This is a genomic window from Pseudomonas sp. SD17-1 (assembly GCF_029201585.1).
GTDB lineage: Bacteria > Pseudomonadota > Gammaproteobacteria > Pseudomonadales > Pseudomonadaceae > Aquipseudomonas > Aquipseudomonas palmensis.
Window position 1 is genome coordinate 1,788,833 of record NZ_CP104044.1, and the last position, 14,542, is coordinate 1,803,374.

Annotated in this window: 11 protein-coding genes; all 11 read right to left on the bottom strand. The window is 65.6% G+C overall.

Annotation, left to right across the window (positions count from 1 at the left end; genetic code table 11):
• Positions 1–26: 26 nt before the first annotated feature.
• Positions 27–2,180 carry a TonB-dependent receptor gene (locus N0B28_RS08210; protein ID WP_275731410.1) on the bottom strand — a complete coding sequence of 718 codons (2,154 nt, stop codon included), beginning with the start codon at positions 2,178–2,180 and terminating at the stop codon, positions 27–29.
• A 90-nt stretch (positions 2,181–2,270) separates the two neighbouring features.
• The gene (locus N0B28_RS08215; protein ID WP_043859887.1) at positions 2,271–2,657 is read right to left on the bottom strand and encodes a DUF2946 domain-containing protein; all 387 of its coding nucleotides are present in this window, start codon (positions 2,655–2,657) and stop codon (positions 2,271–2,273) included.
• Between the two features lie 54 nt (positions 2,658–2,711).
• The gene (locus tag N0B28_RS08220) at positions 2,712–4,751 is read right to left on the bottom strand and encodes a mechanosensitive ion channel domain-containing protein (protein WP_043859888.1); all 2,040 of its coding nucleotides are present in this window, start codon (positions 4,749–4,751) and stop codon (positions 2,712–2,714) included.
• Between the two features lie 238 nt (positions 4,752–4,989).
• Positions 4,990–5,991: a sulfate ABC transporter substrate-binding protein gene (locus N0B28_RS08225; RefSeq protein WP_043859889.1), complete on the bottom strand. Its 1,002-nt coding sequence runs from the start codon at positions 5,989–5,991 to the stop codon at positions 4,990–4,992.
• 92 nt (positions 5,992–6,083) lie between these two features.
• Complete coding sequence (locus tag N0B28_RS08230; protein WP_043859890.1) at positions 6,084–6,908, bottom strand: ion transporter; 825 nt, start codon at positions 6,906–6,908, stop codon at positions 6,084–6,086.
• Between the two features lie 31 nt (positions 6,909–6,939).
• Entirely contained in the window at positions 6,940–7,818 is an 879-nt protein-coding gene (locus tag N0B28_RS08235; RefSeq protein ID WP_210014301.1) for an urea transporter, read from the bottom strand.
• A gap of 148 nt (positions 7,819–7,966) precedes the next feature.
• Positions 7,967–9,382 (bottom strand): pyruvate kinase, encoded by a 1,416-nt coding sequence (pyk, locus tag N0B28_RS08240; RefSeq protein WP_043859892.1) that lies wholly within the window; start codon positions 9,380–9,382, stop codon positions 7,967–7,969.
• The gene (locus N0B28_RS08245; protein ID WP_054915605.1) at positions 9,372–10,652 is read right to left on the bottom strand and encodes a glycerate kinase; all 1,281 of its coding nucleotides are present in this window, start codon (positions 10,650–10,652) and stop codon (positions 9,372–9,374) included. The genes pyk and N0B28_RS08245 overlap by 11 nt, the downstream gene beginning before the upstream one ends.
• Before the next feature lie 183 nt (positions 10,653–10,835).
• A complete protein-coding gene (locus N0B28_RS08250; RefSeq protein WP_275731417.1) occupies positions 10,836–11,729 on the bottom strand; it encodes a 2-hydroxy-3-oxopropionate reductase in 894 nt (297 codons plus the stop codon).
• 119 nt (positions 11,730–11,848) lie between these two features.
• Positions 11,849–12,631 (bottom strand): hydroxypyruvate isomerase, encoded by a 783-nt coding sequence (gene hyi / locus N0B28_RS08255; RefSeq protein ID WP_054915603.1) that lies wholly within the window; start codon positions 12,629–12,631, stop codon positions 11,849–11,851.
• A gap of 57 nt (positions 12,632–12,688) precedes the next feature.
• Complete coding sequence (gcl, locus tag N0B28_RS08260) at positions 12,689–14,464, bottom strand: glyoxylate carboligase (RefSeq protein ID WP_043859896.1); 1,776 nt, start codon at positions 14,462–14,464, stop codon at positions 12,689–12,691.
• Positions 14,465–14,542: the final 78 nt, after the last annotated feature.

Consider the following 14,542-nt stretch of genomic DNA (forward strand, 5'->3'; position numbering starts at 1 on the left):
GGCGCGAACGCCCCGGCCCGGCCCAGTCAGAAGCGGGTCTGCACCGCCAGTTCGAAGGTGCGCGGTGCACCCAGGTAGAGCATGCTCGACGAGGTCCAGCGTGCGTACACCTCGTCGGTCAGGTTGCGCACCCGCGCGGTGATGCGCGTGTCGGCATCCACCTTGTAGCCGACGAAGGCCCCGAACAGGGTGTACGACGGCGCGTAGCGGGTGTTGGCCGCATCGGCATACACCGACGACACATAGCGGCTGTCGCCGCCCACCTGCCACTGTGGGTCCAGGTCGTAGGTCAGCCACAGGTTGGCCACCCGGTCCGGGGTGTTGGTGGGGGTGTTGCCCTTGCGCGAGAACGACTGGCCGCCGACGTTTTCGTTGAACGCGTCGTACTGCGCATCGACATAGGCGAAGTTGCCTTCGGCCAGCAGTTGCGGGGTGACACGCAGCGCCGCCGCCACCTCGATACCGCGTGACGACTGCTTGCCCACCGGCTGGGTGAAGCCGGGGTTGGCCGGGTCGGCGGTGGCCAGGTTGTCGCGCTCGATGCGGTAGGCGGCCACGGTGGCCGAACCGCGTCCGTCCAGAAAGTCGAACTTGCTGCCCACCTCCAGCTGCTTGCCGGTGCTCAGGTCGAAGTCGCGCACCTGGCCGAAGCTGGCGGTGGTGAGCATGCCGGCGGGCGGGTCGGCGGCGGTGCTGTACTGCACATACACGTTGGCCGACGGGGTCAGCTCGAACACCAGGCCCACACGCCCGGTGGTGGGCTGGTAGCGGCGTTTGAACTGCGCCGGGTTGGCCTCGTTGACGGCGCGGTAGTTGCGTACCTGCAGGTCGATGCTGTCGTGGCGCAGGCCCGTCAGCAGGGTCAGGCGATCGGTCAGGGTCAGGCGGTTCTCCAAAAAGCCGGCCCAGGTGTCGACCGTGTTCTGACGGTTCTTCTCGTAGCCGGGGAACATGCCCGGCAGGTCGTAGAAGTGTCCCGGGTCGAAGTGGTCGGGGTCGACGCTGCCGGCAGCGGTGCCCGAGCGCGGGTAGGTCATCTGCACGTTGTGGCTGTAGTCCAGGCCCGTCGACCACTGGCTGCGCAGGCCGAACAGCTGGCCGTCATGCAGCAGTTCCACGCGGTTGCCGTTGAGCTCCTGGTCGTGCCGTTGCAGCAGGCTGCCGGCGCGTTGCACGCGGCTGTTGTCGGCGTTGTAGGTGTAGGTCTCGAGATTGCGGAAGTTGCGCTCGGTGTTGTAGTGGTAAAGCGTATTGCGCAGCGAGGTGGCGTCGTCGAAACGGTACTCGGTGATCGAGCGCAGCCAGCGCACGCGCTGCTCGTAGCGCCCGTCCTCGACGTTGTAGTTCTCGAAGCGCCGGCTCTTGTCGACCTTCATCTGGCCGCCCAGCGGGTTGAGCACCGGGCTGCCCCAGTAGGGGCTGTCGACGCTCTCGTTCTGGTATTCGAGTGCCAGGGTGTGGGACAGCTGGTCGTTGATGTCGGTCAGCAGCGAGAACGCCACGCTCCAGGCATCGCGCTCCTCGCGGTCGACGTAGCCATTGCTGCGGGTATGGCTGAAATCCAGGCGCGCATGGTTGGTGTCGTTGAGTGCGTGGTTGAAGCCGAACGAGGTCTCGCTGCTGTCGTAGCTGCCATAGCTGACGCGGCCTTCGTTGAAGTCTTCGTCGCGGTTGGCCAGCTTGGTGATGTAGTTGATCGAGCCGCCTACGGCGCCGGCGCCGAACAGGAAGCTGGACGGGCCGCCGACCGCTTCGACGCGGTCATAGATCCAGCTGTCGACCGGGCGTGCGGCGATCGAGTCGTACTGCACGCTGATGCCATTGAACAGCTGGGTGATCTGCGCCCCGGAAAAGCCCCGGTACGACACCGAGCCGGCCGAGCCGGGCGGGGAGGCGGCGTTGAGGCCGGGTACGCCGGCGAGCATGTCCTGGGTGGTCCTGGCGCCGCGCTGTTCGATCTGCTGGCGGTTGACGATGCTGATCGAGGCCGGGGTTTCGCGGGGCGTGAGGCCCAGGCGCGAACCGGTTTGCGAGGGGGTGTCGAGCAACACGCCGTCCACCGGAATCGGCCGGTCGCTGACCAGTACATCGGGCAGCACGAGTGCCTCGTCGGCAACGGCGTTGAGCGACAGGGCGCAGAGCAGGGCAGTGCAGCCCTGCAAACGTGGGAAAGGGGTCATTGAGCGAACTCTGCAGGTGAGCCAACGGCACCCCCGCGCAGTGGCGCAGGCGTGTGCCGGTACGGGCAGCGGCAAGGCTGCCGGGTTGGATCAGGCCAGCAGGGGGGAGGCGCGCGGGTTGGCCGAGGGCCAGCAGTAGCGAGGTGGTGCCTTGCTGCGCAGTTCGCGGTGGTAGCGGCGCGTGCGGGTGAACGCCAGCAGCCAGCCGATCACCAGGCTCAGGGCCAGGCACACCACGGCCGCGGCACACACCGGGCAGGTTTGCAGGCTGTCCCAGCCGGCGATGGAGGCATCGCTGTAATCGGTCTTGAGGGTCGGGCCCGGGGTGCCCATGGCCGAGCAGAAGGCTCCGCCGATGCCGTTGAGCTGCAGGCCCATCATCTGCCCGTGGCCGATACCGCAGGCGAACAGATTGAACAGGACGCTGAAGTACAGCGTCCAGGCAATCAGCGAGCGGTCGGCACGGGTAAATTTCATGGCGGCGACTTTAGCACCACCTTCCCATGCCGGGAAGGTTGAACGCCGCAGTGTCTACACCGTTTCGTCGCGTACGTGGGCCGGCTGCGGGTAATACTGCGCGAAGCTCACGTCGTCGGTCTGGTCCACGCGCTTTTTCAGGCGTTCGTTGAACGCCCGGTTCACCGCGTACTGCCCGCCCGAGGTGGTGCGGAACTGGGCGGTGAGGGTGATGCCGTTAAGGTTCATGGCGTCCACCCCGAACACCTGCAGCGGCCCTTGCAGGCTGTGGCGCAGCACCGGGTCCTCGCTGATCGACTGGCCCACCTCGCGGATCAGGTGCAGGGCGCTGTCGACATCGGTCTGGTAGCTGAACTGCACCGAGAAGAACGCATAGGCGAACTGACGCGACTGGTTGGTGACGGCCTTGATCTGGCCGAACGGTACCGAGTGCACGAAGCCCTTGCCGTCGCGCAGGCGCAGGGTGCGGATGGTCAGGCTCTCGACGGTGCCGGCGTGGCCGGAGTCGAGCACCACCCAGTCGCCGATGGCGATGGTGTCCTCGATCAGGATGAACAGGCCGGTGATCACGTCCTGTACCAGCTGCTGAGAACCGAAACCGATGGCCAGGCCGACCACCCCGGCACCGGCCAGCAGCGGCGCCACGTTGATGCCCAGGTTGGCCATGGTGGTGATGGTGCAGATCACCACCAGCACGATCTTCACCGCGTTGCGCAGCATCGGCAGGATGGTGCGCACCCGTGTGCTGGGCTGGCGCGAAGCGCGCCGGCCGGCGCTGGGCTTGAGGGCTTCCTGGATGGCGGTGTCGATCACCACCCACAGCAGCCAGGTGACCAGCAAGATCAATCCGATGCTGCTCAGCGAATCGCTGATTGCCCGGCCCAGGCTGTTGCGCACGGCGAATTCGAGCACCGAAAAACCCCAGATGCGCCCCAGCAGCTCGATGAAGGCGATGGCCATGCCGATGCGCAGCAGCGCGTGGGCGAGGTTGCGCACCAGTTCCTTGTAGGGGCGCAGGCGCTGGCCGGGGTCGACCTCGCGGGACTTGAACAGGTGCTGCAGCACCGTGCTCAGGAACACCGTGCCCACCAGCAGCACCGTGGTCAGCAGGGCCTTTTGCAGGGCCTTCTGGCTTTCTTCGCCGGCGCCGATCAGGTTGATCGCCGACACCAGGATCATCATCAGGATCGGCAGGTACCACAGCCACGAGAAGATCCGCAGGGTTTCCTGCAGGGCGCGGTGCTGCAGGCGGTCGTGCAGGTCGCGGTTGCGGATCAGGTGGGCCACCGGGCGGCGCAGGCGGATCACCAGCGCGGCGAAGGCGAAGGTGGCCAGCAGGCCGGTGATCACCGCGATGCTGCTGGTGAGGTTGCCACCGATCTGGCGGGTGATCTGCGGGCTGGTCAGGGCGTCGGCCCAGGCGGCGAGAAAGCCGATCATGAACAACGGGCGTGGCGCGATCTTGCGGATGATGCGCACGGCGGTGCGCTTGTGGCCGGTGTCGAACACGGTGATCAGGCACAGGATGATCGACGTCGAGAACAGGCCGCTGCTGGTGGCGTAGGCCAGGCTAAGGCCCAGCGCGCGGCCGATCGAGGGGTCGAGCAGGCGCGTGCTGGCGTAGAGGGTGGCGGGCAGGCTGGCCAGGGCCGGCAGGGTGTAGGGCAGCAGGTAGCCGAGCAGTTTCTGCAACCGCGGACGTTCGCGCAGCGGGCGCCTGCGATTGATGTGGTGGGACAGCACGCGGCCCAGGCTGGTGAGCACGCCGAACACCACCAGCCAGGTGAGGCTGAGCAGGGCAAAGTCCACCAGCAGGTCGAAGGAGTCTTCGGCGTGGCGGTCGACCAGCTGGTTGGCCTCCTTGCTGGCGCGATTGGCGCGCAGGCGCCAGGCGTCGACCAGGTGACCGTCGACGTCGATTTCCTGGGTGACGCTGTCGAGGCTGTTGGCCAGGGCGCCGAGCAGGCCGCCCTGAACCACGGGTTCCGGGGCTTTTTCGGCGGTTTCGGCGCTGTCGGTGCCGGGGATGAGGCTGGCGGCGAGCAGTTGCGTGCTGAGCAGGCAACCGAGCAACAGGGTGAGCAATCGGGTCACTGGGCACTCCTTGAGCCGTGAATGACGGAAAGGGTAGTCCAAGGAACTGATCGGTATTTGCCGGGCAAGTTCGAAACCGAGGTGAATTCATCGCGGGTCAAGCCCGCTGCCACAGGTGCGACATCGCTCTTGAAATCGGCACATCACCTTGTGGCAGCGGGCTTGACCCGCGACAGGCCCGAACGCCGGCCACAAAAAATCCGGGGCCCGTCACAGGCCCCGGATTCGTCACCCGGCCTTATTGCCCGGTGTAGATCTGGTCGAAGATCCCGCCGTCGTTGAAGTGGGTCTTCTGCACGGTGCGCCAGTCACCGAAGGTCTTCTCCACCGACAGGAAGTCGACTTTGGGGAAGCGGTCGGTGTACTTGGCCAGCACGGTCGCGTCGCGTGGGCGCAGGTAGTTGTTGGCGGCAATTTCCTGGGCTTCAGGCGACCACAGGTACTTCAGGTACTCCTCGGCGGTGGCACGGCTTTTCTTCTTGTCCACCACCTTGTCGACCACGCTCACCGGCGGCTCGGCTTCGGCCGACACGCTCGGGTAGATCACCTCGAACTGGTCGCGACCGAATTCGCGCGCGATCATCTCGGCTTCGTTCTCGAAGGTCACCAGCACGTCGCCGATCTGGTTGGTCATGAAGGTGGTGGTCGCGGCACGGCCACCGGTATCGAGCACCGGTGCCTGCTTGAACAGCTTGCCGACGAAGTCCTTGGCCTTGTTCTCGTCACCGCCGTTCTTGAGCACATAGCCCCATGCCGACAGGTAGGTGTAGCGGCCGTTGCCCGAGGTCTTGGGGTTGGGCACGATCACCTGTACGCCGTCCTTGAGCAGGTCGGGCCAGTCCTTCAGGGCCTTGGGGTTGCCCTTGCGCACGATGAACACGGTGGCGGAGGTGAAGGGCGCGCTGTTGTTGGGCAGGCGGGTGACCCAGTTGTCCGGCACCAGTTTGCCGTTGTCGGCCAGGGCATTGATGTCGGTGGCCATGTTCATGGTGATGACGTCGGCCGGCAGGCCGTCGATCACCGAGCGCGCCTGCTTGCTCGAACCGCCGAAGGACATCTGCACGTTGATCTTCTCTTTGTGCTCGGCTTCCCAGTGCTTCTGGAACGCGGCGTTGTAGTCCTTGTAGAAGTCGCGCATCACGTCGTAGGAGACGTTGAGCAGGGTGGTCGGGGCGGCCTGGGCGAGGTTGCCCAGGGCCAGGCCTGCGGCCAGAAGCGAGGCACCAAAGAGTTTTTTCACTGCGCATTCCTTGTTCGAGTTGGGAGAAAGGCATTATGCCAGCGACTATAGCGGCTCGGCCTTAGTCGCTTAAAGATTAAAAAGTGCTGTGGTTATTCCATTTTCTTGAACAGCGCATTGCCGCAGCGTGAACAGAACGCGGCGCTCTGCTCGTGGCTGCCCTTGTGGCAGGTGGGGCAGGCGTGCTGCAGCTGTTCGCCGCGCATGGCGTTGGCCAGCTCGGCAGTGAAGATGCCGGTGGGCACGGCAATGATCGAGTAGCCGGTGATCATCACCAGCGAGGAAATCACCTGGCCCAGCGGGGTCTTGGGCACGATGTCGCCAAAGCCCACGGTGGTCAGGGTCACGATGGCCCAGTAGATGCCCTTGGGGATGCTGGTGAAGCCGTGCTCCGGGCCTTCGACCACGTACATCAGGGTGCCGAACACCGTGACCAGGGTCGACACGCTGACCAGGAACACGATGATCTTCTGCTTGCTGCCGCGCAGCGCCGACATCAGGTAGTTGGCCTGCTTGAGGTACGGGCCGAGCTTGAGCACGCGGAAGATGCGCAGCATGCGGATCACGCGGATGATCAGCAGGTACTGCGCGTCACTGTAGTAGATGGCGATGATGCCCGGCACGATTGCCAGCAGGTCCACCAGCCCGTAGAAGCTGAAGGCATAGCGCAGCGGCTTGGGCGAGCAGTACAGGCGGGTGAGGTATTCGGCCAGGAAGATGGCGGTAAAGCCCCACTCGATCCAGGCCAGCAGCCCGGCGTAGCCCTGGTGGACCTCGTCGATGCTGTCGAGGATGACGGTGATCAGGCTGGCCAGGATGATCAGCAGCAGAATGCTGTCGAAGCGCCGGCCGGCCACGGTGTCGGCTTGAAAGACGATGACGTAGAGCCGCTCGCGCCAGCTCGAAGGGGTGCTCATGGGCGCTTTCCATTACAAGATGGAGCAGAGCCTAGGGGCTGGCCCGCAGCTGTGCAAGCGGGCGACGTCGGGCAGCGGTGCCCAGTTGCAGCAGCCAGCAGGCGAGGATGAACGGCGCGGTCAGGCCCGGCACCGGCAACAGGCCCAGCAGCGGTTGCAGCACGATGGCCAGAACGATGGCCAGCAACGGCCGCCAGGGTTGTGCGCGGGTCTGGCTGAAGGCCAGCGCGGCCAGCGCCGCATTGAAGCCGTACAGGCCGTAGTAGCCGGCGCCGGCCTCGCCACCGAGCAGCGCCACGCTGCCGCCCAGGGCGGCGCCCAGTAGCGCCCAGGCGGCGGCGTAGCGGTTGGCGATCAGCAGGCCCAGGGCAATCAGCAGGCCGGCCAGCGGCTGGTCGAGCAGGAAGATCTGGCCCAGGCCGCGACCCAGGGCGAACAACGGGTTGGCCGCGACCGGGCCGTAGCCGGCGCTGGAAGGCTCGGCCAGCGCCAGTACCGCCCAGCCGATCAGCACGAAGGGCGCGGTGTAGGCGGGCAGCAGGCGAGGGCTTTTGCGCTTGAGCCACTGGTGCACCAGCATGCTGCTCAGGCCCGCGGCGGCGATGATCAGCGGGGGCAGCAGGGCCGACCAGGGCAGTGCGTGGCTGAGCAGCAGGCCCAGCAGCACGCCGTTGTAGCTGTACAGGCCGGCCTGGCGGTCGGCGCGGTTGTAGCCGCGGCGCTGCGCGGTGAGCAGCCCGGCAAGGGCGCCCAGCAGCGCACCGCCGATGAGTTCGGGGGCGGTAATCAGGATGGCCAGCAGGCACAGCAGGCCGCACAGCGGGTTGCGCTGCAGCAGCACCTGACTGAAACCGTTGAGCAAGGCGGTGGCCCAGTCGGGGCACGGGTTGACGAAGTTCTTGGTGTACATGGCAGTGGGTCAGGGTGAGTGGAGTGGGGCGCCTCTTCGGGCTTTGTTGTCCCACGGTGTGGTGTGTCAGTGCGGGCCTCTTCGCCGGCAAGGCCGGCTCCTACAGGGTCTGTGCCGTGTGTAGGAGCCGGCGTTGCCGGCGAAGCGGTCAGAGCAGGGTTTCGATCCGCAGCGTATTGGTCGACCCCGGCTTGCCAAAAGGCACACCGGCAGTGATCAACAGGATGTCGCCACGGCTGGCCATGCCCTGGGCCTGGGCAATCTCCAGTGCCGTGGACACCACTTCGTCCACCTGGCGCAACCGATCGTTGACCACCGAATGCACGCCCCAGGCCACGCTCAGGCGCCGTGCGGTGTTGAGGTTGGGGGTCAGGTTGAGGATCGGTGCACGCGGCCGTTCACGCGCTGCGCGCAGGGTCGAGTTGCCCGACTCGCTGTAGTTCACCAGCACCGCCACCGGCAGGATGCCGCTGATGCGACGGATCGCGCAGCTGATCGCATCCGACACCGTGGCCTCGGCCTGTGGCCGGCCCACGTCCAGCTGGGCCTGGTAGTCCGGGCCGCTTTCGACCTGGCGGATGATCTTGCTCATCATCTGCACCGCTTCGAGCGGGTAGTCGCCCGAGGCGGTCTCGGCCGACAGCATCACCGCATCGGCGCCCTCGGCCACGGCGTTGGCCACGTCGGTGACCTCGGCGCGGGTCGGGGCCGGGCTGAAGCGCATCGACTCGAGCATCTGCGTGGCCACCACCACCGGGCGGCCCAGCTGGCGGCAGGTGGTGATGATGCGCTGCTGGATCTGCGGCACGCTTTCGGCCGGCACTTCCACGCCCAGGTCGCCACGGGCGACCATGATCGCGTCGCTCAACTGGGCAATCTCGCGCAGTTGCGTGACCGCCGAGGGCTTCTCGATCTTGGCCATCAGGTAGGCCCGGTCGCCGATCAGCTGGCGCGCCTCGATGATGTCTTCAGGGCGCTGCACGAACGACAGGGCCACCCAGTCCACGCCCAGCTCCAGGCCGAAGGTCAGGTCGCGACGGTCCTTTTCGGTCAGCGGGCTGAGCTCGAGCAGCGCCTGGGGCACGTTCACGCCCTTGCGGTCGGACAGTTCGCCGCCGTTGAGCACCTCGGTGTCGATGGCGTCGGCGTGCTTGGCGGTCACGCGCAGGCGCAGTTTGCCGTCATCGAGCAGCAGGTCCATGCCCGGCTCCAGCGCGGCGATGATCTCCGGGTGGGGCAGGTTGACCCGCTGTGCATCGCCCGGTGTGGCATCCAGGTCCAGGCGCAGGGCCTGGCCGCGTTGCAGTTGCACCTTGCCTTCGGCAAAACGCCCGACACGCAGCTTGGGGCCCTGCAGGTCCATGAGGATGCCCAGCGGGTAGTTGAGCTGGCGCTCCACTTCGCGGATCCATTCGAAACGCATGGCGTGGTCGGCGTGCTCGCCGTGGCTGAAGTTCAGGCGAAAGATGTTCACCCCGGCTTCGACCAGCTGACGGATGTCGTCGATGCCTTTGGTCGCGGGGCCGAGGGTGGCGAGGATTTTGACTTTCTTGTCAGGCGTCATGTTGTGCGGTCTCGAGGATCAGGATGGCGCGAAAATCGTTGACGTTGGTGCGCGTGGGCTCGGTAACGATCAAGGCGTCGAGCGCGGCGAAATAACCGTAGCCATTGTTGTTGTCCAGCTCGTCTGCCGCCGACAGGCCCAGGGCCTGGGCACGCGCATAGCTGTCGGGGGTCATGAAGGCCCCGGCGTTGTCTTCGGAGCCGTCGATGCCGTCGGTGTCACCGGCCAGTGCGTACACACCGGGCAACCCCTTCAGGCTTTCGGTGAGGCTGAGCAGGAACTCGGCGTTGCGCCCGCCGCGGCCATTGCCGCGCACGGTGACGGTGGTTTCGCCGCCCGACAGGATCACGCAGGGCGCCGCCAGTGGCTGGCCGTGCTGCACGATCTGGCGCGCGATGCCGGCATGCACCTTGGCCACTTCACGCGACTCACCCTCCAGGTCACCCAGGATCAGCGGGCTGAAGCCGGCCTGGCGCGCCTTTACCGCAGCGGCCTCCAGCGACTGCTGGGGGCGGGCGATCAGCTGGAAGTGGCTGCGGGCCAGGGCCGGGTCATCGGCCTTGACGGTTTCGGAGGCCGGGTTGTTCAGCCACGCGGTGACGGCGGCCGGGGCCTGGATGTTGTAGCGCTTGAGGATCGCCAGCGCTTCGGCCGAGGTGCTCGGGTCGGCCACGGTGGGGCCGGAGGCGATCACGGTGGCGAGGTCGCCGGGTACGTCGGAAATCGCGTAGGTGTACACCGTGGCCGGCCAGCAGGCCTTGGCCAGGCGGCCGCCCTTGATCGCCGAGAGGTGCTTGCGCACGCAGTTCATCTCGCCGATGGTGGCGCCGGATTTGAGCAGGGCCTTGTTGACCTGCTGCTTGTCGGCCAGGGTCAGGCCTTCGGCGGGCAGGGCCAGCAGGGCGGAACCTCCGCCGGAGAGCAGGAAGATCACCCTGTCGTCGGCGCTGAGGTCGCTGACCATCGCCAGCACACGCTTGGCCACGGCCAGGCCGGCGGCGTCCGGTACCGGGTGGGCGGCTTCGACCACTTCGATCTTGCTGCAGCTGGCGCCGTGGCCGTAGCGGGTCACGACCAGGCCCGAGACCTCGCCCTGCCAGCTGCGCTCGACCACTTCGGCCATGGCGGCGGCTGCCTTGCCGGCGCCGATGACGATGACGCGGCCGCTGCGGTCGCTGGGCAGGTGGGCTTCGAGCACCTGGCGTGGATGCGCGGCATCGATGGCCGTGGCGAACAGCTCGCGCAGAAAGTGTTGCGGATCGACCGACATGGCAGGCTCCCAAATCTTATTGTTTTGCAGAATCGAAAACGCCCCTGGGCCTGCCTCCGTGCAGACGGGCCCAAGGGCGGGTGGTGCTCTTTAGCGCGGCAAGCTTCAGGCTACAAGCTGCAAGAGACAGCGGACCGATGCGCGGTCTGCCGGTCTTGCCGCATGAAACCTGCCGCTTGACGCTTACTTGTCGCCGCGGATTGAGAAGTTGGCCATGTGCTCAAGGCCCTTGACCAGCGCCGAGTGGTCCCAGTTGGCGCCACCGATGGCCGCGCAGGTGCTGAACACCTGTTGGGCATTGGCGGTGTTGGGCAGGTTGATGTTCAGCTCCTTGGCACCCTGCAGGGCCAGGTTCAGGTCCTTCTGGTGCAGGCTGATGCGAAAGCCCGGGTCGAAGGTGCCCTTGATCATGCGCTCGCCGTGCACTTCGAGGATTTTCGAGGAGGCAAAGCCGCCCATCAGTGCTTCGCGCACCTTGGCCGGGTCGGCGCCGTTCTTGGCGGCGAACAGCAGGGCCTCGGCAACGGCCTGGATGTTCAGGGCCACGATGATCTGGTTGGCGACCTTGGCGGTCTGGCCGTCACCACTGCCACCCACGTGGGTGATGTTCTTGCCCATGGCCTGGAACAGCGGCTGGGCACGTTCGAAGGCTTTGGGGCAACCGCCGACCATGATGCTCAGGGTCGCGGCCTTGGCGCCGACTTCACCACCGGACACCGGGGCGTCGAGGTAGGTGGCGCCGGTGGCCTTGATCTTCTCGGCGAAGGCTTTGGTGGCGGTAGGGGAGATCGAGCTCATGTCGATCACCACCTTGTTCGGGCCAACGCCCTGGGCCACGCCGTTGTCACCGAACAGCACGGCTTCGACCTGCGGGGTGTCCGGCACCATGACGATGATGAATTCGGCTTCCTGGGCCACTTCCTTGGGGTTGGCCAGGGCCACGCCGCCGGCGGCGATCAGGTCGCTCGGCGCGGCGCCGTGGTGCGAGGAAAGGAACAGGCTGTGACCTGCCTTCTGCAGGTTCTGAGCCATTGGAAGGCCCATGATGCCGGTGCCGATGAATCCGATTTTAGCCATTACAATTACCTCTTGTTTTTGTACATGTAGGAGCCGGCCTTGCCGGCGAATGGGGCCATGAGGTGTTCGGTCAGGCCCCTTCGCCAGCAAGGCTGGCTCCTACAGGGGTTATGTGGGGTTCAGATCGCGTTGTGGGTCTTGAGCCAGCCAAGGCCCGCTTCGGTGGTGGTCAGTGGCTTGTATTCGCAGCCTACCCAGCCCTGGTAGCCGATGCGGTCCAGGTGCTCGAACAGGAAGCGGTAGTTGATCTCGCCGGTGCCCGGCTCGTTGCGGCCCGGGTTGTCGGCCAGCTGGATGTGGTTGATCTTGGCCAGGTTGCCTTCCATCGTGCGGGCCAGGTCACCTTCCATGATCTGCATGTGGTAGATGTCGTACTGCAGGAACAGGTTGGTGCTGCCCACTTCGGCCTGGATCTCCAGCGCCTGCTTGGTGGTGTTCAGGTAGAAGCCCGGGATGTCGCGGGTGTTGATCATCTCCATCACCAGCTTGATGCCTGCTGCCTGCAGCTTGTCGGCGGCGAACTTCAGGTTGTCGACGAAGGTCTTGCGCACCGTGGCGCAGTCCGGGCCTTGTGGGCGAATACCGGCCAGGCAGTTGACCTGGGTGTTGCCCAGTACCTGGGCGTAGGCAATGGCCAGGTCCACGCCGGCACGGAATTCCTCGACACGGGACGGGTCGCAGGCGATGCCGCGATCACCCTTGGCCCAGTCGCCGGCCGGCAGGTTGAACAGCACCTGGGTCAGGCCGTTGCTGTCCAGGTGCTGTTTGATTTCAGCCGAGCTGAAATCGTACGGAAAGAGGTACTCGACCCCGCTGAAGCCGGCGTCGGCAGCAGCCTTGAAACGGGCGAGAAAGTCCTGCTCGGTGAACAGCATGGACAGGTTGGCGGCGAAACGAGGCATGGTTGTCTCCTTGCAAAAGTGGGCCCTGTGCGCTGGGCAGCAGGGCCGCTACAACAGTCAGTCGAGCAGCGAGATCGCGGTTGGCGCGTCGTTGCCGACCAGCGCCAGGTCTTCGAATTCGTTGACCGCGTTGATTTCGGTACCCATGGAAATATTGGTCACGCGCTCGAGGATCACCTCGACCACGACCGGCACCTTGAACTCTTCGGCCATCTGCTGGGCCTTGCGCAGGGCCGGCTGGATTTCTTCCGGCTTGAACACGCGCAGTGCCTTGCAACCCAGACCTTCTACAACCGCGACGTGGTCCACGCCGTAGCCGTTCAGTTCCGGGGCGTTGAGGTTCTCGAACGCCAGCTGTACACAGTAATCCATCTCGAAGCCGCGTTGGGCCTGGCGGATCAGCCCCAGGTAGGAGTTGTTCACCACTACATGGATGTACGGCAGGTTGAACTGCGCGCCCACCGCCAGCTCTTCGATCATGAACTGGAAGTCATAGTCGCCCGACAGTGCCACGACCTTGCGCGACGGGTCCGCCTTGACCACGCCCAGTGCCGCAGGAATGGTCCAGCCCAGCGGGCCGGCCTGGCCGCAGTTGATCCAGTGACGCGGCTTGTACACGTGCAGGAACTGCGCACCGGCGATCTGCGACAGGCCGATGGTGCTGACGTAGCAGGTGTCCTTGCCGAACACCTGGTTCATTTCCTGGTACACGCGCTGTGGTTTGACCGGCACGTTGTCGAAGTGGGTCTTGCGGTGCAGGCTGGCCTTGCGCTGCTGGCAGTCCTTGAGCCACTCGCCACGGTCCTTGAGCTTGCCGGCGGCTTTCCACTCGCGGGCCACTTCCAGGAACACGTCCAGTGCGGCGCCGGCGTCGGACACGATACCCAGGTCCGGGGTGAACACACGGCCGATCTGGGTCGGTTCGATGTCGACGTGAATGAAGCGACGGCCTTCGGTGTACACATCCACCGAGCCGGTATGGCGGTTGGCCCAGCGGTTGCCGATGCCCAGCACCACGTCCGACTTGAGCATGGTCGCGTTGCCGTAGCGGTGCGAGGTCTGCAGGCCGACCATGCCCACCATCAGCGGGTGGTCGTCAGGGATGGTGCCCCAGCCCATCAGGGTCGGGATGACCGGGATACCGGTGAGTTCGGCGAATTCCACCAGCTTGTCGCTGGCATCGGCGTTGATGATGCCGCCACCGGCCACCAGCAGCGGACGCTCGGCGGAGTCGAGCATGGCCAGGGCCTTCTCGACCTGCACGCGGTTGGCCGACGGCTTGCTCACCGGCAGCGGCTGGTAGGCGTCGATGTCGAATTCGATCTCGGCCATCTGCACGTCGAACGGCAGGTCGATCAGTACCGGGCCAGGACGGCCGGTGCGCATTTCATAGAAGGCTTTCTGGAACGCATACGGCACCTGGCCAGGTTCGAGCACGGTGGTGGCCCACTTGGTGACCGGCTTGACGATGCTGGTGATGTCGACGGCCTGGAAGTCTTCCTTGTGCAGGCGCGAGCGGGGCGCCTGGCCGGTGATGCACAGAATCGGGATGGAGTCGGCCGAGGCGCTGTACAGGCCGGTGACCATGTCGGTGCCGGCAGGGCCGGAGGTGCCGATGCACACGCCGATGTTGCCGGCCTTGGTACGGGTGTAGCCCTCGGCCATGTGCGAGGCACCTTCCACGTGACGAGCAAGGACGTGATCGATGCCGCCGACTTTCTTCAGGGCCGAATACAGCGGGTTGATCGCGGCGCCCGGGATGCCGAATGCGGTGTCGACGCCTTCACGGCGCATGACCAGCACGGCTGCATCGATTGCTCTCATTTTGCTCATGGTTTTGCGCCTCTTAGATTTTGTAATTGTATACAAATTGCTTTTCGACAGAGTGTATTCACGGCAGGCGACTCTGGT

Bases quoted from the DNA above. Each gene is read 5' to 3' on its own strand.
- N0B28_RS08210 (WP_275731410.1), bottom strand. From the start codon at position 2,180: ATGACCCCTTTCCCACGTTTGCAGGGCTGCACTGCCCTGCTCTGCGCC.
- N0B28_RS08215 (WP_043859887.1), bottom strand. From the start codon at position 2,657: ATGAAATTTACCCGTGCCGACCGCTCGCTGATTGCCTGGACGCTGTAC.
- N0B28_RS08230 (WP_043859890.1), bottom strand. From the start codon at position 6,908: ATGAGCACCCCTTCGAGCTGGCGCGAGCGGCTCTACGTCATCGTCTTT.
- N0B28_RS08235 (WP_210014301.1), bottom strand. From the start codon at position 7,818: ATGTACACCAAGAACTTCGTCAACCCGTGCCCCGACTGGGCCACCGCC.
- pyk (WP_043859892.1), bottom strand. From the start codon at position 9,382: ATGACGCCTGACAAGAAAGTCAAAATCCTCGCCACCCTCGGCCCCGCG.
- N0B28_RS08245 (WP_054915605.1), bottom strand. From the start codon at position 10,652: ATGTCGGTCGATCCGCAACACTTTCTGCGCGAGCTGTTCGCCACGGCC.
- N0B28_RS08250 (WP_275731417.1), bottom strand. From the start codon at position 11,729: ATGGCTAAAATCGGATTCATCGGCACCGGCATCATGGGCCTTCCAATG.
- hyi (WP_054915603.1), bottom strand. From the start codon at position 12,631: ATGCCTCGTTTCGCCGCCAACCTGTCCATGCTGTTCACCGAGCAGGAC.
- gcl (WP_043859896.1), bottom strand. From the start codon at position 14,464: ATGAGCAAAATGAGAGCAATCGATGCAGCCGTGCTGGTCATGCGCCGT.